Source organism: Kitasatospora sp. NPDC092039 (genome assembly GCF_044756065.1).
Taxonomy (GTDB): Bacteria; Actinomycetota; Actinomycetes; order Streptomycetales; family Streptomycetaceae; genus Kitasatospora.
In genome coordinates this window covers 314,843-333,571 of record NZ_JBIVSD010000009.1, presented here as the reverse complement: position 1 = coordinate 333,571, position 18,729 = coordinate 314,843, and the positions used below count along the sequence as shown (strand labels likewise).

At 74.2% G+C, this 18,729-nt stretch carries 14 protein-coding genes; 6 read left to right on the top strand and 8 right to left on the bottom strand.

Annotation, left to right across the window (positions count from 1 at the left end; genetic code table 11):
* Nucleotides 1–139 precede the first annotated feature (139 nt).
* Both ACIQI7_RS20250 and ACIQI7_RS20245 read right to left on the bottom strand, forming a co-directional pair.
* Complete coding sequence (locus tag ACIQI7_RS20250) at nucleotides 140–601, bottom strand: GNAT family N-acetyltransferase (RefSeq protein ID WP_401111695.1); 462 nt, start codon at nucleotides 599–601, stop codon at nucleotides 140–142.
* A gap of 111 nt (nucleotides 602–712) precedes the next feature.
* Complete coding sequence (locus tag ACIQI7_RS20245) at nucleotides 713–1,504, bottom strand: VOC family protein (protein WP_401111692.1); 792 nt, start codon at nucleotides 1,502–1,504, stop codon at nucleotides 713–715.
* Between the two features lie 194 nt (nucleotides 1,505–1,698).
* Between ACIQI7_RS20245 and ACIQI7_RS20240 the strand changes: the two genes are divergently transcribed.
* The 3 genes from ACIQI7_RS20240 (at nucleotide 1,699) to ACIQI7_RS20230 (ending at nucleotide 6,731) form a co-directional block, all read left to right on the top strand.
* On the top strand, nucleotides 1,699–3,936 hold the full coding sequence (locus tag ACIQI7_RS20240; RefSeq protein WP_401111690.1) for an ATP-dependent RecD-like DNA helicase: 2,238 nt from the start codon (nucleotides 1,699–1,701) through the stop codon (nucleotides 3,934–3,936).
* Between the two features lie 225 nt (nucleotides 3,937–4,161).
* Nucleotides 4,162–5,451, top strand: coding sequence for a citrate synthase (locus ACIQI7_RS20235; RefSeq protein ID WP_401111687.1), 1,290 nt, complete (start codon nucleotides 4,162–4,164; stop codon nucleotides 5,449–5,451).
* A 560-nt stretch (nucleotides 5,452–6,011) separates the two neighbouring features.
* A complete protein-coding gene (locus ACIQI7_RS20230; protein ID WP_401111684.1) occupies nucleotides 6,012–6,731 on the top strand; it encodes an SDR family NAD(P)-dependent oxidoreductase in 720 nt (239 codons plus the stop codon).
* 73 nt (nucleotides 6,732–6,804) lie between these two features.
* Here ACIQI7_RS20230 and ACIQI7_RS20225 read toward each other — a convergent pair whose 3' ends face one another.
* Nucleotides 6,805–9,084, bottom strand: coding sequence for a heavy metal translocating P-type ATPase (locus tag ACIQI7_RS20225; RefSeq protein WP_401111682.1), 2,280 nt, complete (start codon nucleotides 9,082–9,084; stop codon nucleotides 6,805–6,807).
* A gap of 68 nt (nucleotides 9,085–9,152) precedes the next feature.
* Nucleotides 9,153–9,371 carry a heavy-metal-associated domain-containing protein gene (locus tag ACIQI7_RS20220; RefSeq protein ID WP_387757800.1) on the bottom strand — a complete coding sequence of 73 codons (219 nt, stop codon included), beginning with the start codon at nucleotides 9,369–9,371 and terminating at the stop codon, nucleotides 9,153–9,155.
* 176 nt (nucleotides 9,372–9,547) lie between these two features.
* Between ACIQI7_RS20220 and ACIQI7_RS20215 the strand changes: the two genes are divergently transcribed.
* Nucleotides 9,548–10,720, top strand: coding sequence for a PP2C family protein-serine/threonine phosphatase (locus tag ACIQI7_RS20215; protein ID WP_401111680.1), 1,173 nt, complete (start codon nucleotides 9,548–9,550; stop codon nucleotides 10,718–10,720).
* Between the two features lie 274 nt (nucleotides 10,721–10,994).
* On the opposite strand, the gene dhaL is transcribed toward ACIQI7_RS20215, so the two are convergent.
* Together dhaL and dhaK are read right to left on the bottom strand one after the other, a co-directional pair.
* Nucleotides 10,995–11,621, bottom strand: coding sequence for a dihydroxyacetone kinase subunit DhaL (dhaL, locus tag ACIQI7_RS20210; protein ID WP_401111677.1), 627 nt, complete (start codon nucleotides 11,619–11,621; stop codon nucleotides 10,995–10,997).
* A gap of 12 nt (nucleotides 11,622–11,633) precedes the next feature.
* Nucleotides 11,634–12,629: a dihydroxyacetone kinase subunit DhaK gene (dhaK, locus tag ACIQI7_RS20205; protein WP_401111675.1), complete on the bottom strand. Its 996-nt coding sequence runs from the start codon at nucleotides 12,627–12,629 to the stop codon at nucleotides 11,634–11,636.
* A gap of 137 nt (nucleotides 12,630–12,766) precedes the next feature.
* Between dhaK and dhaM the strand changes: the two genes are divergently transcribed.
* Nucleotides 12,767–13,159 (top strand): dihydroxyacetone kinase phosphoryl donor subunit DhaM, encoded by a 393-nt coding sequence (dhaM, locus tag ACIQI7_RS20200; RefSeq protein WP_401111673.1) that lies wholly within the window; start codon nucleotides 12,767–12,769, stop codon nucleotides 13,157–13,159.
* Between the two features lie 15 nt (nucleotides 13,160–13,174).
* Here dhaM and ACIQI7_RS20195 read toward each other — a convergent pair whose 3' ends face one another.
* Nucleotides 13,175–14,887, bottom strand: coding sequence for a bifunctional 3'-5' exonuclease/DNA polymerase (locus tag ACIQI7_RS20195; RefSeq protein ID WP_401111670.1), 1,713 nt, complete (start codon nucleotides 14,885–14,887; stop codon nucleotides 13,175–13,177).
* A gap of 228 nt (nucleotides 14,888–15,115) precedes the next feature.
* Here ACIQI7_RS20195 and ACIQI7_RS20190 point away from each other — a divergent pair, with 228 nt between their 5' ends.
* Nucleotides 15,116–17,140 (top strand): M3 family metallopeptidase, encoded by a 2,025-nt coding sequence (locus ACIQI7_RS20190; RefSeq protein WP_401111667.1) that lies wholly within the window; start codon nucleotides 15,116–15,118, stop codon nucleotides 17,138–17,140.
* Nucleotides 17,141–17,194: 54 nt separating this feature from the next.
* Here the strand turns inward: ACIQI7_RS20190 and ACIQI7_RS20185 are convergent, their stop codons facing one another.
* Nucleotides 17,195–18,649 carry a cellulase family glycosylhydrolase gene (locus ACIQI7_RS20185; protein ID WP_401111664.1) on the bottom strand — a complete coding sequence of 485 codons (1,455 nt, stop codon included), beginning with the start codon at nucleotides 18,647–18,649 and terminating at the stop codon, nucleotides 17,195–17,197.
* Nucleotides 18,650–18,729 lie beyond the last annotated feature (80 nt).

Below are 18,729 nucleotides of genomic sequence, written 5' to 3'. Positions count from 1 at the left end.
ACCCGGAAGCTAAGCCTTACAGCGCCGATGGTACTGCAGGGGGGACCCTGTGGGAGAGTAGGACGCCGCCGAACAATCATTGCTGAAGAACCCCCGTCCGGGACCCCGGATGGGGGTTCTTCGCGTTTCCGGGGCGGTGTCAGAGCTTGAGCTTGAACCCGACGTGGGAGGCCGCGAAGCCGAGCCGCTCGTAGAAGCGGTGGGCGTCCGTACGCGTCGCGTCGGAGGTGAGCTGGACGAGGTCGGCGCCGAGTTCGCGGGAGCGTGCGACGGCCCACTCGATCAGTTCGGTGCCCAGTCCGCTGCCGCGTTCGTCGGCGTGGATGCGGACGCCCTCGATGATCGTGCGGGTGGCGCCGGCCCGGGAGAGGCCGGGGACGACGGTGAGCTGCAGGGTGCCGACGGTGCGGCCGGCCCGGTCGGCGACGATCAGGTGCTGGTGCGGGTCGCCCTCGATCCGGGCGAAGGCGGTGCGGTAGGGCGTGAGGTCGTCGGGGCTCTCGCGGGTGGCGCCCAGCGGGTCGTCGGCCAGCATGGCCACGATCGCCGGAAGGTCGTCGGGGGTGGCCCGTCGGATGGTCAGAACAGCCGTTTCAGTCATGATCAGAGAGTAGAAGCAGTACGTACCGCCACCAACCCCGGTCTACGCCCGTAGCACCCCTTCACGGCCCTTCTGAAGGGCCCTGGGACCCCACGGGCCCCGTACGGCCCGTCAGCCCCCGGGCTTGGCGCTGCTGATGACGGCGAAGACCGCGCCGTGCGGGTCGACCAGCTGGGCGAGGCGGCCGACGCCGTGCACGTCGGTGGCCGGGACCCGTACGGTCGCGCCGAGGGTGGCGGCGATGGCGAGGCCGGCGTCGGTGTTGGGGACCTCGAAGTAGGGGAGCCAGTGCGAGCCGGTGCCGCGCGCGGTCTGGTCGGGGCCGAGTTGCACGATGCCGCCGTGGGCGTCCCCGGTGCCGCCTCCGGCCGGGGTGAGGACGGTGTACACCGCCTCGTCGAGCGGGATGTCCTGCTCCTGCCAGTCGAAGACGGCGCGGTAGAAGGACTTGGCGGCTGCGGCGTCGATGCTGTGGCACTCGGCCCAGCAGAGGCTGCCCTCCTCGGTGACGAGGTCCAGACCGCGGGTGTCGTGCGGCTGCCAGACCGCGAAGTCGGCGCCGGTCGGGTCCGTGTAGCCGGCCATCCGGCCGGCGGTGAAGACGTCGAAGGGGGCGAACCGGACGCGGCCGCCGGCCTGTTCGACCAGGGCGGTGGTGCGGTCGGCGTCCTCGGTGGCGAAGTAGAGCGTCCAGCCGGGAGGGCTGCCGTCCTCGGCGAGCGGGCCGAGCGCGGCGACCGTCCGGCCGTCGAGCTGGAAGAAGCCGTAGCCGCCGGCTTCGGGTCCGGCCGAATCGAAGGACCAGCCGAACAGCGCGGTGTAGAAGTCGACGGAGGCGTGGGTGTCGGGGCTGCTCAGGTCGAGCCAGACGGGGGAGCCGGGGCGGAAGTCGGTGTTGAGCACGGCGGCACTGCTCCTCGGACGGGGCCCGGGCGGGCGCGGTCGACGGCGGGCCCCCCTCGGTCCCCTCCCAGCCTGGCACCCCGGCCGGGGAGGCGCACGGCAGCGCTGTGCGCCCGGAGGGTGCGGGACTGTCGGGCCGGGGCGGTACGGTGCGTAGCGGAATCGATCCACCCGTACCGGTCGAAGGGGGTCCGGTGAGCAAGCAGGCGGCGCAGTCCGGGCAGCAGGTGCCGCGCCAGCTGGCGCAGGTCGAGGGCGTGCTGGAGCGGATCACCTACGCCAATGAGGAGACCGGGTACACGGTGGCCCGGGTGGACACCGGCCGGGGCGGGAACGACCTGCTGACGGTGGTGGGCGCGCTGCTGGGGGCGCAGGTCGGGGAGTCGCTGCGGCTGCACGGGCGGTGGGGCTCGCACCCGCAGTACGGGCGGCAGTTCACGGTGGAGAACTACACCACGGTGCTGCCCGCCACGATCCAGGGGATCCAGCGGTACCTGGGCTCGGGGCTGATCAAGGGGATCGGACCGCGGTTCGCCGAGCGGATCGTGGAGCGCTTCGGGGTGGACACCCTGGAGGTGATCGAGAACGAGCCGGGCCGGCTGATCGAGGTGCCGGGCCTGGGGCCGAAGCGGACGAAGAAGATCGCGGCGGCATGGGAGGAGCAGAAGGCGATCAAGGAGGTGATGGTCTTCCTCCAGGGGGTCGGGGTGTCCACGTCGCTGGCTGTGCGAATCTACAAGCAGTACGGCGACGGCTCGATCGGGGTGGTGCGCAACGAGCCCTACCGGCTGGCCTCGGACGTCTGGGGCATCGGCTTCCTCACGGCGGACCGGATCGCCCAGGCGGTGGGCATCCCGCACGACAGTCCGGAGCGGGTGAAGGCCGGTCTGCAGTACGCGCTGTCGCAGAGCACCGACCAGGGGCACTGCTTCCTGCCGGAGGAGCGGCTGATCGCGGACGGCGTGAAGCTGCTCCAGGTGGACGTCGGGCTGGTGATTGACTGCCTGGCGGAGCTGGTGGCAACCGAGGGGGTGGTGCGCGAGGCGGTCCCGGGGGAGGGCGGCGAGCCGGTCACCGCGGTGTACCTGGTGCCGTTCCACCGGGCGGAGATCTCGCTGGCCAACCAGCTGCTGCGGCTGCTGGGTTCGGACGCGGACCGGATGCCGTGGTTCGGCGACGTGGACTGGCCGGTGGCGCTGGACTGGTTGGCGAAGCGGACCGGCGCGGAGCTGGCGCCGGAGCAGGAGCAGTCGGTGCGGCTGGCGTTGACGGAGAAGGTCGCGGTGCTGACGGGCGGTCCGGGCTGCGGCAAGTCGTTCACGGTGAAGTCGATCGTGACGCTGGCGCTGGCGAAGCGGGCGAAGGTGGTGCTGGCGGCACCGACCGGCCGGGCGGCGAAGCGGCTGGCGGAGCTGACCAGGGTGGAGGCCTCGACGGTGCACCGGCTGCTGGAGCTGAAGCCGGGCGGGGACGCCGCGTACGACCGGGACCGGCCGCTGGACGCGGACCTGGTGGTGGTCGACGAGGCCTCGATGCTGGACCTGATCCTGGCGAACAAGCTGGTCAAGGCGGTGCCGCCGGGCGCCCACCTGCTGTTCGTGGGGGACGTGGACCAGCTGCCGTCGGTGGGCGCCGGGGAGGTGCTGCGGGACCTGCTGGCCGAGGGCGGCCCGATCCCATCGGTGCGGCTGACCCGGATCTTCCGGCAGGCGCAGCAGTCCGGCGTGGTGACCAACGCGCACCGGATCAACGAGGGCAGGCCGCCGCTGACGGAGGGCCTGGCGGACTTCTTCCTGTTCGCCGAGGACGACGCGGAGCGGGCGGCCGGGCTGACGGTGGACGTGGTGGCGCGCCGGATCCCGCAGAGGTTCGGCTTCGACCCGCGCCGGGACGTGCAGGTGCTGGCGCCGATGCACCGGGGGCCGGCCGGCGCGGGGACGCTGAACACCCTGCTCCAGGCGGCGGTCACGCCGGCCCGGGAGGGGCTGGCCGAACGCCGGTTCGGCGGCCGGACGTTCCGGGTGGGGGACAAGGTCACCCAGGTCCGCAACAACTACGACAAGGGGCGGAACGGCGTCTTCAACGGCACAGTGGGAGTGGTGATCGCCCTCAGCGCGGACGACCAGCGGCTGACGGTGCTCACCGACGAGGACGAGGAGGTGGCGTACGACTTCGACGAGCTGGACGAGCTGGCCCACGCGTACGCGGTGACGATCCACCGCTCGCAGGGCAGCGAGTACCCGGTGGTGGTGATTCCGGTCACCATGTCCGCTTGGACGATGCTCCAACGAAACCTGCTCTACACCGCTGTGACCAGGGCTCGGAAACTGGTCGTGCTGGTGGGGTCACGGAAGGCGATCGGACAGGCCGTCCGGGCCGTCAGCGCAGGTCGCAGGCATACCGCACTCGACTACCGGCTGGCAGCTGGATGATTATCCAACGGGATGGTTGCCTCTAATGTTCTCTTGACGTGAAGAGATTTACGGCAGAGCCTAGGGTGGTGCCGATCTTGTCCGGTTCGTACCGGCTGCGGCGGCAGGTTTTGTAGGGGCGGGCCCTTTCGGGCCACCCCGGGTGCGCGGCTGTCCTCCGGATGGGGGATGGTGGAGACAGTCAGGGCACCTTGGAAGAGGATTCATTTCGTCGGTGAGGAAGACGTGAGCGACAACTCGGTAGTACTGCGGTACCAGGACGGCGAGTACGAATACCCCGTCGTCGAGAGCACTGCGGGCAACTCCGGCTTCGACATCTCGAAGCTGCTCCCGCAGACCGGCCTGGTCACCCTGGACAACGGCTTCGGTAACACCGCCGCGTACAAGTCCGCGATCACCTTCGTGGACGGTGACAACGGCATCCTGCGGTACCGCGGCTACCCGATCGAGCAGCTCGCCTCCGATGGCGGCTTCATCGAGACCGCGTACCTCCTGATCAACGGCGAGCTGCCGAACGCGGACCAGCTGGCGGAGTTCAACCGCGAGATCACCCAGCACACCCTGCTGCACGAGGACGTCAAGCGCTTCTTCCAGGGCTTCCCGCGGGACGCCCACCCGATGGCGATGCTGTCCTCGGTCGTCGGCGCGCTGTCCACGTTCTACCCGGAGAGCCACAACCCGTTCGACGCGGCCCAGCGCCACCTGTCGACCGTCCGCCTGCTCGCCAAGCTGCCGACGATCGCCGCTTACGCGTACAAGAAGGCGATGGGCCAGCCCTTCGTCTACCCGCGCAACGACCTCAGCTACGTCGAGAACCTGCTGCGGATGACCTTCGCCGTCCCCGCCGAGGACTACGAGCTCAACCCGGTCGTCGTCAACGCGCTGGACAAGCTGCTCATCCTGCACGCGGACCACGAGCAGAACTGCTCGACCTCCACCGTGCGCCTGGTCGGCTCCAGCCACGCCAACCTGTTCGCCTCGATCTCGGCCGGCATCTCGGCCCTCTGGGGCCCGCTGCACGGCGGCGCCAACCAGGCCGTGCTGGAGATGCTGGAGAGCATCCAGAAGGACGGCGGCGACGTCGACTCCTTCATCACGAAGGTGAAGAACAAGGAAGCCGGCGTCAAGCTGATGGGCTTCGGCCACCGGGTCTACAAGGCGTTCGACCCGCGTGCCGCCCAGGTCAAGCTGCTCGCGCACGAGGTCCTCGGCCAGCTCGGCAAGAGCGACGAGCTGCTGGACATCGCGCTCAAGCTGGAGGAGCACGCCCTCAAGGACGACTTCTTCATCTCGCGCAAGCTGTACCCGAACGTGGACTTCTACACCGGCCTGATCTACCGCGCCATGGGCTTCCCGACCAGCATGTTCACCGTGCTGTTCGCGCTCGGCCGGCTGCCGGGCTGGATCGCCCACTGGCACGAGATGATCAACGACCCGACCAGCCGGATCGGCCGTCCGCGCCAGATCTACACCGGCACCGCGATCCGCGACTACGTCCCGCTGGACGCCCGCTGACCGGAGCGGAGCCGGCCCCCGGCCCGCGCGGAAGCTGAGAGGGGCCCGACCGCTGCTGAGCGGCCGGGCCCCTTCGCGTCCCGGTGGCGCGCCCGAGGGCCCGCGCGGGGGACGGAACCGTACGGCGCACGACTCCGGGGCCGGCCGCAGCCGGGGACGGCCGCTCAAAGCGTCCCAGGCCCGCCAGAACCCCGGCGTCGTGCGCGAAGGCCGTCGAGGTCGACGACCGTTCCCGGGGCCCGCCGGAGCCCCGTCGGCGGCAGCCCGACGGAGGCGCGGGGACACGTTGCCGTTCAGTGTGTGCCCGCCCGTCGGAAAAACTGCCGCACTACCAACCTAAGACGTATCAGGGTGCGAGAAGTTACGCCCGGGGGGTGTGAGCTGCCTCTCGCCACGCTCCGTGTGCGCCTCGTACCCCGCCCATATCACACCTTCACTCCGGTGGGACGTCACCCTCCCCGCAGTCACGGCAACCGAGCGTGATAGGAATCGTGGCATTCCGGTACGGACCGTCGCGCACATTCGCCGCGCGACGGCGGAACTGGGGAGGGAGTGCGCAGATGGCCAGGAACGTCGTCGTCACCGGCGGTGGCACGGGAATCGGGTACGAGGTCACGCGGCGGTTCGTCGAGGCCGGCGACCGCGTGGTGATCGTGGGCCGCCGCCGGGAGGTCCTGGAGAAGGCCGCGGCCGATCTCGGGCCGGACGTGACCCCGCTGGTGTGCGACCTCGCCGACCCGGACGCCGTCGAGGCCGCGCTCGCCGAACTCCCCGAGCGGATCGACGTCCTGGTGAACAACGCCGGCAGCCGGGAGACGGTGGTGGGCGGCGGGCCGCACGCGCTGCTGGCGCGCTGGCGCGGGGACTTCGAGCGCAACGTGCTGACCGTGGTGCTGCTCACCGAGTCGGTCCGCGACCGGCTCACTCCGGGCGCCGGCCGGGTGGTCACCGTCAGCTCCATCGCCGCCCTGCGCGGGGCCGGCTCGTACGGCGCGGCGAAGGCCTCGCTGCACGCCTGGAACCACTTCCTGGCCGCCCAGTTGGGCACCTCGGGCATCACCGCCAACATCGTCGCGCCGGGTACCGTCGCGGGCACCGAGTTCTTCGGGCCGCGGCTGGACGAGGCCGAGGTCGCCCGCCGGGCCGCCCGCACCCTGCTCGGGCGGATCGGCGAGACCGGCGAGGTCGCGGCGGCGGTGCAGTTCCTGGCCTCGCCCGAGGCCGGGTTCATCACCGGCGAGATCCTGCACTGCAACGGCGGGGAGCTGCTGGGGCGTTGAAGACCCCGGAGCGCCCCCGGTACGCGCGAAGGCCCCGGACCGGTCTCGGTCCGGGGCCTTCGCGCGTACCGGGTCAGGCGGGCCGGAAGCGGCGCAGCCGCAGGCTGTTGGTGACCACGAAGACCGAGGAGAAGGCCATCGCGGCCCCCGCGATCACCGGGTTGAGCAGGCCGGCGGCGGCCAGCGGGACCGCCGCCACGTTGTAGCCGAAGGCCCAGAACAGGTTGCCCTTGATGGTGGCCAGGGTGCGGCGGGAGAGCCGGATGGCGTCGGCGGCAGCCCGGAGGTCGCCGCGGACCAGGGTGAGGTCGCCGGCCTCGATCGCCGCGTCGGTGCCGGTGCCCATCGCCAGGCCCAGATCGGCCTGGGCGAGCGCGGCCGCGTCGTTGACGCCGTCGCCGACCATCGCCACGACCCTGCCCTCGGCCTGCAGCCGCTTGACGGTGGAGACCTTGTCCTCGGGGAGCACCCCGGCGATCACGTGCTCCGGCGCGATGCCGACCTCGGCGGCGACCGCCTCGGCCACCGCCCGGTTGTCGCCGGTCAGCAGCACCGGGGTCAGGCCCAGGGCGCGCAGCTCGCCGACGGCCTCGGCGCTGGTCGGCCTGACCGCGTCGGCGACCTCCAGCACGGCCCGGGCCTCGCCGTCCCAGCCGACCGCGATCGCGGTCCGGCCGGCCGCCTCTGCGGTGGCCGCGGCGCGGGCCAGGGAGGGCGGCAGGTGCTGCGCGCGGTCGGCGAGCAGGGCCGGGTGGCCGGCGACGACCGTGCGGCCCGCGACGACCCCCTGCACGCCCCGTCCGGGCACGCTGCGGAAGTCCGTGACGGCGGGCAGTGCGCCGGCCTCGGCGGCGGCCTCGGCGATCGCCCGGGCGATCGGGTGCTCGGAGGCGTGCTCGACGGCGCCGGCCAGGCGAAGGGCCTCGGCCCCGTCCACGCCCTCGGCGGTGTGCACGGCGAGCAGGGTCATCCGGCCGGTGGTGACGGTGCCGGTCTTGTCCAGGACGACGGTGTCCACCGTCCGGGTGGTCTCCAGCACCTCGGGGCCCTTGATCAGGACGCCGAGCTGGGCGCCGCGGCCGGTGCCGACCATCAGCGCGGTCGGGGTGGCCAGGCCCAGCGCGCACGGGCAGGCGATGATCAGCACGGCGACGGCGGCGGTGAAGGCCTCGGTGGGGCTGTCGGTGACCAGCAGCCAGACCACCAGGGTGGCCAGGGCGATCAGGACGACGGCCGGGACGAAGACGGCGGAGATCCGGTCGGCCAGCCGCTGGGCGGCGGCCTTGCCGTTCTGGGCCTCCTCGACCAGCTCGGCCATCCGGGCCAGCCGGGTGTCGGCGCCGACCCGGGTGGCCTCGACCACCAGGCGTCCGCCCGCGTTGACGGTGGCGCCGGTGACGGCGTCGCCGGCGGTGACCTCCACCGGGACGGACTCACCGGTCAGCATCGAGGCGTCCACGGCGGAGGCGCCCTCGACCACCACGCCGTCGGTGGCGATCTTCTCGCCGGGGCGGACCACGAAACGGGTGCCGACCGCCAGCCGGTCCACCGGCAGCCGGACCTCCCGGCCCTCCTGGAGGACCGCGACGTCCTTGGCGCCGAGGTCGAGCAGGGCGTGCAGCGCGGCCCCGGCCCGGCGCCTGGAGCGGGCCTCCAGGTAGCGGCCGAGCAGGATCAGCACGGTGACACCGGCGGCGGTCTCCAGGTAGAGCGTGGCGGAGGCGTCGGTGTCGCCGACGGACAGCGAGAAGTCGTGGCGCATCCCGGGCATGCCGGCGCGGCCCAGGAAGAGCGCCCAGCAGGACCAGCCGAAGGCGGCCAGGGTGCCGAGCGAGACCAGGGTGTCCATGGTGGCGGCGCCGTGCCGCAGGTTGGTCCAGGCGGCGCGGTGGAAGGGCAGCCCCCCGTACGCCACGACCGGGCCGGTGAGGGCGAAGGCCAGCCACTGCCAGTTCGTGAACTGGAGGGCGGGGACCATCGACAGCACGACCACCGGGAGGCTCAGGACGGCGCTGATCAGCAGCCGGTCGCGTTGGGGGTACCCCCGGCCGGAGGCTGGGGGAGGGCCGGGATGCTCCGGCCGGGCGGACCGTTCGGGCTCGGGGGCGGCCGGGGGCGAGGGGAGCTCGGCGGTGTAGCCGGTGCGCTCGACGGTGGCGACCAGGTCCTCGACCGTGGTGCCGGGGCCGAAGTCGACCCGGGCCTTCTCGGTGGCGAAGTTGACGGTGGCCTCGACGCCGTCCATCCGGTTGAGCTTCTTCTCGATCCGGGCCGCGCAGGAGGCGCAGGTCATCCCGCCGATCGACAGCTCGACCCGGTCGCGGGCCCCGAGGCCCGGCGCGGACGTGCTCATGCGGTTCAGCTCCTCGGTGCGGGCGGAACGGCGGGGGCACCGTGGCGGCCCCCGCCCTCCGGGGTGGTTCAGGCGCTGCGGCCGACCAGCTCGTAGCCAGCCTCGTCGATCGCGGCGCGCACCTGCTCGTCGTCCAACGGGGCGGCGGAGGAGATCGTCACGGTACCGGCCGTGGCGTCGGCGGCGACCTCGGTGACCCCGGCCAGGGCGGAGACCTCCTCGCTGATCGCCTTCTCGCAGTGGCCGCAGCTCATGCCGGACACGGTGTAGGTGATGGTGCTGGACATCGGAGGCCTCCGGGAGGTCTGGGCGGCCCGGGTGCTCGCCCGGGTGCGGTGCTGGCAACGACTCTTCCGACACCGTACCCCTGCAGGGTATTCCCGGGAGGGCGGGGCCGACCGCCCCGCCCTCCGGGGCCGGGGCCGATAGGGCCTCCGCCGTGATCGTCCCTTATGTTCGGTATGTGTTTCCGCTCCGCCGCGCCCAGTCACCCTCGGCTCCCACGGCAGCCGGACTGCCGCCGGACCGGCAGCGCGGCGCGCTGCTCGCCGCCGACCTCCAGGACGTGCCGTTCTGGTGGCGCGCCACCCCGGCGCTGGTCGCCGTCCTGCTGGTCGGGCTCGCGGACTTCTTCTCCGGCAAGGACCGCTACCTGGCCCCGCTGATGACCGTGGTGCCGACCATCGCGGCGCTGACCCTGAAACCCGGCGAGCTGCTCCTGGTCTGCTCGCTGGGGTTGCTCGCGGTGTTCGGGCTCAGCCACCACGACCAGGTCGACAACATCAACGACGCCCGCTTCCTGTACGGGGCGATGATCAGCTACGTCGTCCTGACGCTGTTCTCGGCCTGGGTCGCCAAGATCCGGATGCGGCGCGCGGCGGCCTTCGCCGCCGTCAGCTCCGTCGCCGAGGCCGCCCAGCGGGCCCTGCTGCAGCTGCCGGGGCCGGCCGTCGGGCCGCTGCGGCTCGCGGTGCGGTACGTGTCGGCGGCGGACGCCTCACGGATCGGCGGCGACCTGTACTCCGTCCTGGAGACGCCGCACGGGACCAGGGTCGCGGTCGGGGACGTCCGGGGCAAGGGGCTGGGGGCGGTGCAGACCGCGGCCGTGGTGCTCGGCGCGTTCCGCGAGGCGGCGTACGACGAGCCCGGGCTGCGGGGCGTCGCGGCGCGGATCGAGGCCAGCGTCGAACGCCACGTGCCGGACGGCGAGTTCACCACGGCGCTGTTCGCGGAGTTCCGGACGCCGGGGACGATGGAGCTGCTGCAGTACGGGCACGTGCCGCCGATCCGGGTGGACGGCGAGGGCCGGGCGCACGTGCTGCACGCGCCCGACCCGTGGGTGCCGCTGGGGCTCGGTCGGCTGGCGGCGGGGGAGCCGACCACCTGGGGGCAGCCGTTCGGGGCGGACGACGTGCTGGTGCTCTGCACGGACGGGGTGATCGAGGCGCGGCACCGCACGAGCGGGGAGTTCTACCCGCTGGCGGAGCGGGTCGGGCCGCTGGTGCGGGGTGCCGCGCGCTCGGCGGGGGAGTTGGAGGCGGCGGTGGGGCGGGTGTACGCGGATCTGCTGGAGCACACGGGTGGGGAGCTGCGGGACGACGCGTTGCTGTTGCTGATCGCGTGGACGGACGGGTGAGGTGGCCCTGCGGGGCGGGCTGGTCGGGGTTTGGCTCTCGGGAGGGTGGGGGCGGGGCGGCTCCGGGGGGGGCCGCTCCGGGGGCTGGATGATTTTCAGACTGCCCTCCTCGGGGGTGCGATGCCGGGCAGCGGTGGCAGTCTGAAAATCACCCGCAACGCCCCTCTCCGGGCCACCCCCTGCGCCGCCCCTTCCGCAGCGCGTCCCTCTCGCTGGGTGGGGGAGGTGGGGCGTTCCTCTCGCCGGGGTGGGGTGTCCCTTCTGGGTGGGGGGCTCAGGTGGTGGTGACGTCGGCGAGGGTGCGGAAGAGGAGGGCGGTGGAGGTGGCGCCGGGGTCCTGGTGGCCGGTGCTGCGTTCGCCGAGGTAGGAGGCGCGGCCCTTGCGGGCCTGGAGCGGGATGGTGTCGCGGGCGCCCTGCTCGGCGGCGTCGGCGGCCGTTGCGGCTGCTGCGGGGAGGTCCGCGCCGCCGGCGGCGGCGGCGCGGAAGGCGGCGACGGCGGGGGTCCAGGCGTCCACGATGGTCTTGTCGCCGGGTTCGGCCTTGCCGAGGAGGCGGACGGCGTCCAGTCCGGCTGACAGGGCCTCGGCGACGGCGGCGGGGGCGGTCGGCCCGGGCAGGGCGGCGCCGATGGCGCGGAAGGCCTTGCCGTAGAGCGGGCCGGAGGCGCCGCCGACCTTGGAGATGAGCGTGGTGCCGGTCCTGGTGAGGACGGCGCCGGGGCCGTCCGGGTGGAGGCCGTCCAGCGCGGCCAGGGCGGCGGCGAAGCCGCGCCGGAGGTTGCTGCCGTGGTCGCCGTCGCCGATCGCGGAGTCCAGCTCGGTGAGCCGGGCGTGTTCCTTCTCGACGGCCGCGGCGATCGCGCGGATCCAGGCCTCGGCCAGCGGGGTGTCGAAGTCCATCGCGGTTCCTCCTCAGGCCCGCTTGAGGGCGGGGGTGTCGGCCGGGGCGTCCCAGAGTTCCACCAGCTGGGCGTCGGCCTTGGTGAGGGTCAGCGAGAAGCCCGCCATGTCGAGGCTGGTGGCGTAGTTGCCGACCAGGCTGCGGGCCACCGTGATGCCGCGCTCGGCGAGCCGGGCGGCGACCTCGCCGTAGACCACGTACAGCTCCAGCAGCGGGGTCCCGCCGAGGCCGTTGAGCAGGGCGATGACCTCGTCGCCCGGGGTCAGGTGGTGGTCGGTCAGGATGGTCTCGACGACCTCGGCGGCCAGTTCGCGGGCCGGTCGGAGCTTCTCGCGCCGGCGGCCGGGCTCGCCGTGGATGCCGACGCCTACCTCGATCTCGTCCTCGGGCAGGTCGAAGCCGGGCTTGCCGGCGGCCGGGACGGTGGCCGCGGTGAGCGCGACGGCGAAGGAGCGGGAGGCGGCGTTGACCCGCTCGCCCAGGGCGGCCACCTCGTCCAGCGGGGCGCCGCGCTCGGCCAGCGCGCCGGCGGTCTTCTCGACCAGCACGGTCGCGCCGGTGCCCCGGCGTCCGGCCGTCCAGGTGGAGTCCTCGACCGCGACGTCGTCGTTGACCAGGACGGTGCGGACCTCCAGGCCCTCCTCGGCGGCGAGTTCGGCGGCGAGCTCGAAGTTCATCACGTCGCCGGTGTAGTTCTTCACGACGAAGACCACGCCGGCGCCGTTCTCCACGGCCCTGGCGGCGGCCAGCATCTGGTCCGGGACGGGCGAGGTGAACACCTCGCCGGGGCAGGCGGCGTCGAGCATGCCGGGGCCGACGAAGCCGCCGTGCAGCGGCTCGTGGCCGGAGCCGCCGCCGGAGACCAGCGCGACCTTGGGAGCGGCCGGGCGGACGGCCCGGGTGATCACCCGGTTGGGGACGTCCACCGCCAGCTCCGGATGGGCGGCGGCGACACCGGCCAGTGCGTCCTCCAGGACGCTCTCCGGGGTGTTGATCAGCTTCTTCAACGCTCTTCGCTCCCTCTACGGCGGCGGACGCTGCTGACCCGACGCTACGCCAGACGGGGGTGGCGGGCACGGGGTGCGACACGCGGTGGGCCCGTCACTCTCCCGGAGCAGTCGGTTCCGGCCGTAGGGTCGGCCGCATGAGTGGGAACGTGGGCATTGTTCTGGTCTCGCACAGCGCCCGGCTCGCGGAGGGGCTGCGCGAGCTGCTCGGCGAACTCGCCTCGGACGGCGTGCGGGTGGTCGTCGCGGGCGGCACCGAGGACGGCGGGCTCGGCACCAGCTACGAGCTGATCGCCGGGGCGGTCGCGCGGGCCGACGCGGGGGCGGGCGTGGTCGTGCTGCCGGACCTCGGCAGCTCGGTGCTCACCGCCGTCACGGTGCTGGAGGACGAGCCGCGCCCGGGCGTGAAACTGGTGGACGCGCCGTTCGTGGAGGGCGCGGTGGCCGCCGCCGTCACCGCCTCGACCGGGGCCGGGCTGGCCGAGGTGGTCGCGGCGGCCGAGGACGCGCGCGGGTTCAGGAAACTCTGACCGTCCGGCGTCCGCTCACTTGGCGTCCGCGTAGCAGTCCACCACCGCCGTGCTGAGCGGGAAGCGCACCGGGGTGTCGCCGAACACCAGCCGGCGGGCCTCGTCGCCCGCCTCGGCGACGGCGGCGGCAACCTCGTCGGCGAGGTTCGCCGGGGTGTGCACGATCACCTCGTCGTGCTGGAAGAAGACCAGGTGCGGACGGTCCGCCGGGCCGGCCGCCGGCAGTTCGTTCAGCCGGCGGCGCAGCGCGGCGAGCAGGGCCAGCGCCCAGTCGGCGGCGCTGGCCTGGATGACGAAGTTGCGGGTGAAGCGGCCGCGGGCCCGGGCGGTGCGGCCGCCGGCCTCGCCCGCGGTGTCGCCCTCGGTGAGGTCGAGGAAGTCGGCCGAGGCCGGCGGGCAGACCCGGCCGAGCCGGGAGGCGACCACGCCGCCGTCCTCGCCGGTGCGGGCGGCGGCCTCCACGTAGCCCATCGCGGCCGGGTAGCGGCGGTGCAGGGTGTTCAGCAGCGGGCCGATGTCGCCGCTGGTCTGCCCGTACATGGCGCCGAGCAGGCCGAGCTTGGCCTTGTCGCGGTCGCCCTGGAAGGCGTGGGCGGCGAGCGCCTCGTACAGGTCGCCGCCGGCGGCGGTGCGGGCCAGCCCGGCGTCCTGGGAGAGCGCGGCGAGCACCCGGGGCTCCAGCTGGGCGGCGTCGGCGACCACCAGCAGCCAGCCCGGGTCGGCGACCACGGCGCGGCGCAGGATGCGCGGGATCTGCAGGGCGCCGCCGCCGCGGCTGGCCCAGCGGCCGGAGACCACGCCGCCGACCACGTACTCGGGCCGGAACCGGCCGCCGCGGGCCCAGGCGTCCTGCCAGGCCCAGCCGTGCGCGACGTGGATCCGGGACAGCTCCTTGTAGCGGACCAGCAGCTGCGCGGCCGGGTGGTCGACGCCCTTGAGCTCCCAGGAGCGGGTGGAGCCGAGCTGGACGCCCGCCTCGGCGAAGGCGCGCAGCACCTGGGTGTGCGAGTCGGGGTTGAACGGCTTGGCGCCGAGGGCCTGGTGGAGGTCGACGGCGAGTTCGGCGAGGACCCTGGGCTGGGTGCCGGGGACGGCCGGGCGGGGGCCGAGCAGCTCGGTGAGCAGCCGGTCGTGGACGTCGGCCCGCCAGGGCAGGCCGTCGTGCGCCGTCTCGGCGGCCACCAGGGCCCCGGCCGACTCGGCGGCGGCCAGCAGCCGGAACCGCTGCCGGGCGGCCGGGTCGGCGATGGCGGCGATCCGGCGCTGCTGCTCGGCGTGGACGGCGACCACGGCCGCCAGCGGGTCGGCGCCGGGCGGCAGTTGCAGCCGGTCGGGGGCGAACAGGGTGTCCTGGCCGTCGTCCGCGTCGGCCGGGCCCGGCTCCGGCAGGTCCTCCGGGACGGGCAGGCCGCGCAGCCGGGACCAGGCGGCGCCGAGCGAACGCGGCGCGCCGAACCGGCCCTCGTGCGCCAGCAGCAGTGCCTCGACCAGCCGCAGGTCGTGGCAGCGGGCGAGCCGGTCGGGCAGGCGCGGCAGCAGCGGGGCGTACCCGGAGTCGGCGGCGGCCCAGACCCAGCGCGGGCGGTCGGCGGCCTCCCGGGCGGCGACGGCGGCGGCGAGGTCGCGCACCGCCTCCGGCGGGCCGAGCGGGGCGCCCGCGTCGTCCAGCGGCTGGAGCCGGCCGCCCGGGCCGTGCGGATCGGGTGCGAGGGCCGTCCTGGGTGCCACGGGGGCTGCTCCTCTCCGGCGCGCGGTGGGGCGTGCGGGTACGGTACGGGGCGCGGGCGGGCGCGCCGCGGCCCGTGACCGACGGGTCCGCGGGGTCGACGTTAACGGGTGGGTACGACAACGGGCGGCAGGCGGGCGGCAGGCGGCCGCGACGGCACCGGCGGGCGGGCCCGCGACGGGCGGGAAAAGCACGTGGGCAGGGCGCAGGACACGGCGTAGGGTCGCGGAATGACCGAGAACCCGTTCTTCCAGGCCAGCCCCCTGGTCTACGAGCTCCCGCCGTTCGCCGAGATCCGCGAGGAGCACTACCTGCCCGCGTACGAGCGGGGGATGGCCGAGCAGTTGGTCGAGATCGCGGCGATCACCGCGGACCGGAGCCTGCCGACCTTCGAGAACACCCTGGTCGCCCTGGAGCGTTCCGGGGAGCTGCTGCGCCGGGTCGACGCGGTGTTCCGCAACCAGTCCGCCTCGGACACCACCGACGTGCTGGACGAGGTGGAGGCGAAGGTGAGCCCGCTGCTCGCCGCCCACCACGACGCGATCCACCTGGACCGCGCGCTGTTCGCCCGGATCGAGGCGCTGTACGAGGACCGCGCCGCGCTCGGCCTGGACCCGGAGTCGCTGCGCCTGCTGGAGCGCCGGTACACCGCCTTCGTGCGCTCCGGCGCCCGGCTGGGCGCGGCCGAGCAGGCCCGGCTGCGCGAGCTGAACGCCGAACTCGCCGCGCTCGGCACCACGTTCCAGCAGAACGTGAACGCCGACAACCGGGCCGCCGCGCTCGTCCTGGACTCCGCCGAGGAGCTGGCCGGGCTGTCCGAGGGCGCGATCGCCGGGGCGGCGGAGAACGCCCGGGTGCTCGGCCACCCGGGCAAGTACGTGCTGAGCGTGCGGAACACCTCCGCCCAGCCCGAGCTGGCCCAGCTGACCGACCGCTCGGTGCGCGAGCGGCTGCTGGCCGCCTCGCTCGGCCGGGGCGTCGAGGTCAACGGCCCGCTGGCGATCCGGATGGTCGGGCTGCGGGCCGAGCGGGCCGAGCTGCTGGGGTACCCGAGCCACGCCGCGTACGTGGTGGCCGACGAGACGGCCGGCACCGTCGAGGCGGTCTTCGCGCTGCTGTCCCGGCTGGTCGGCCCGGCCGTGGCGATGGCCCGCCGGGAGGCCGAGGAGCTGGCCCGGGCGGCCGCCGCCGACGGGATCGGGGAGATCGCCGCGCACGACTGGGCGTACTACTCGGAGAAGGTCCGGCAGAGCTCCTACCAGGTGGACGCGGCGGTGCTGCGCCCGTACTTCGAGCTGGAGCGGGTGCTGCGGGACGGCGTGTTCTTCGCCGCGAACCTGGCGTACGGGGTGACCTTCACCGAGCGGCCGGACCTGACGGCCCACCACCCTGATGCGCGGGTCTTCGAGGTGTTCGAGGAGGACGGCAGCCCGCTGGGCCTGTTCATCGGCGACTTCCACGCCCGGGCGTCCAAGCGCGGCGGTGCCTGGATGGACACGCTGGTGGACCAGTCCGGGCTGACCGGGAAGCGGCCGGTGGTGCTGAACAACCTCAACATCCCGCGCCCGGCGCCCGGCGAGCCGGCGCTGATGGGCTGGGACGAGGTGCGCACGCTCTTCCACGAGTTCGGGCACGCGCTGCACGGGCTGTTCTCGGACGTGCGCTACCCGCTGTTCTCGGGCACCTCGGTGCCCCGGGACTTCGTCGAGTTCCCCTCGCAGGTCAACGAGATGTGGATGGTCCGGCCGGAGGTGCTGGCCAACTACGCCCGCCACCACGTGACCGGGGAGCCGCTGCCGGCCGGACTGGTCGAGCGGATGACGGCGGCCGAGGGCTTCGGGCAGGGCTTCCGGACGGTGGAGTACCTGGCGGCCTCGCTGCTGGACTGGGCGTGGCACACGGTGCCGCGGGGCGAGCGGATCGCGGACGCCGAGGAGTTCGAGGCGCGGGCGCTGGCCGCGGCCGGGATCGCGGTGGAGGCGATCCCGCCGCGCTACCGGACGGCGTACTTCCAGCACGTCTTCGCCAGCGGCTACAGCGCGGCGTACTACGCGTACATCTGGTCGGAGGTGCTGGACGCCGACACCGTGCGGTGGTTCGAGGAGAACGGCCTCGGCGTGCGGGAGAGCGGCGAGCTGTTCCGGCGCGAGCTGCTGGCGCGCGGGTTCAGCCGGGACCCGCTGGAGTCGTTCCGCGCGGTCGTCGGCCGGGCGCCGGAGACCGGGCCGCTGCTGGCCCGCCGGGGCCTGCTGTGACCGGCGTTCCCGGCTCTCCCGGCGCGCACGACCGGCCCGGCGCGCCCTGCGTGCTCACCGTGCGCTGAGCGAGACCGTCACGGTGGTGCCCGGGCGGGCGTGCGGGAGCCGGACGCGTACGGTTCCCGCGCGCCCGCCCGTCGGCTGCTCGACCTCGACCCGGGCGCCGGCGGGGGAGACGGCCACCCGGGCGCCGCGCGGGAACGCGGCCGGGGGCAGCAGGAGTTCGCTGCCGCGGCCGGTGCCGTCGGCGCGCCAGCGCACGGTGCTGCCGCCGGCGCCGGTGCGGACCTCCGTGCCCGCGACGGCCACCGGGTACGGGCCGAAGGCGGGCTCGTCGCCGGGGGCGGGGCGTCCGGCCGGGTCGAGCGCGCAGTAGCCGCCGTCGCCCCGGCACCAGTACCACATCGTCCAGCCCTCGGCGAAGCCGTCCATCGCGGCGACCTGACGGCGGACCAGCTCGGTGTTCCCCGGGGTGCGGGAGTCCGGCGGGCCCCACTCGCCGACCAGCACGGGCAGGCGGTGGGCGGCCGGGTAGCCGGTGACCGCGGCGGTGTACCGCTCCACGAAGCCGCCGGCCGGGTCCCAGTCGGCGCCGCCCTCGACCGCGGTGTCGTAGAAGTGCGGCGCGTAGCCGAGCCGGGGCGAGCCGGGGCGCGGGTCGGCGAGCCCGGGCAGGTGGGTGGGCACGCCCTGGCCGACCAGCACGGTCGGCTCGACGAACAGCCAGGAGCGGGAGTCGGCCTCGCGCACGGCGGCGATCAGGCGGCGGTACATGTCGGGGAGCCGGCCCTCCTCCAGGGCGGCGGAGGCGGCGGCCAGCACGGCCGGGTCGCTCGGGTCGCCGTCCACCGGGCCGAACGGCTCGTTGAACAGGTCGTAGCCCAGCAGGGAGCGGTGGCCGCGAAGTTCGCGGGCGAGCCGGGTGTAGAAGTCGGCCTGCCAGGCGCGCAGGTCCGGGTCGTCGTAGAGGTGCTGGAAGGCGGCCTGGACGGCGGGCTGGAAGTAGCCGGCGAACCAGTCGTCCGGGTCCGGGGTGAACGGCAGCCCGTCGTCCCGGGTGGCCCAGACGGGGATGCCGTTGGTGCCGCCGCCGAACTTCGGCCCGTACACGTCCTGGTGGAAGTCGACCAGGACTAGCAGGCCCAGCCGGTCGGCCCGGTCGAGGAGCCGTTGCAGGCGGCGCAGCTCGGTGGGGTCGAGTCGGCCGCGTTCGGGCTCCAGCCTGGTCCAGGAGACCGGCAGCCGGACCAGGGTGAAGCCCTGGGCGGCGACGGCGTCGAGGTCGGCCGGGGCGGCCTCGGCGTACTTGTCGAGGTTGAAGCCGCGCAGCCGCAGGCGGCGGCCCTGGGCGTCGGTGAGGGCGGTGCGGCCGTCGGCGGCGGTGACGGTGCCGGTGGGGAAGCGGTCCGGTGGCCCGCCGTGGGCCGAGGCCGGTGCTGCGGGGGCGGCGGTGAGGGTGGCGGTGGCGGCGAGCAGCAGGGCGGCGGCGGTGCGGCGCAGGCGCATCGGGGACCTCGCACGGCGGGGGGTGGGGTGGGGCCCGATGATGCCCGGACTGCCGTGCGCGGCACAAGAGTTCGGTCCGC

Bases quoted from the DNA above. Each gene is read 5' to 3' on its own strand.
- dhaL (WP_401111677.1), bottom strand. From the start codon at position 11,621: ATGGACTTCGACACCCCGCTGGCCGAGGCCTGGATCCGCGCGATCGCC.
- ACIQI7_RS20230 (WP_401111684.1), top strand. From the start codon at position 6,012: ATGGCCAGGAACGTCGTCGTCACCGGCGGTGGCACGGGAATCGGGTAC.
- ACIQI7_RS20225 (WP_401111682.1), bottom strand. From the start codon at position 9,084: ATGAGCACGTCCGCGCCGGGCCTCGGGGCCCGCGACCGGGTCGAGCTG.
- ACIQI7_RS20250 (WP_401111695.1), bottom strand. From the start codon at position 601: ATGACTGAAACGGCTGTTCTGACCATCCGACGGGCCACCCCCGACGAC.
- ACIQI7_RS20220 (WP_387757800.1), bottom strand. From the start codon at position 9,371: ATGTCCAGCACCATCACCTACACCGTGTCCGGCATGAGCTGCGGCCAC.
- ACIQI7_RS20190 (WP_401111667.1), top strand. From the start codon at position 15,116: ATGACCGAGAACCCGTTCTTCCAGGCCAGCCCCCTGGTCTACGAGCTC.
- dhaM (WP_401111673.1), top strand. From the start codon at position 12,767: ATGAGTGGGAACGTGGGCATTGTTCTGGTCTCGCACAGCGCCCGGCTC.
- ACIQI7_RS20185 (WP_401111664.1), bottom strand. From the start codon at position 18,649: ATGCGCCTGCGCCGCACCGCCGCCGCCCTGCTGCTCGCCGCCACCGCC.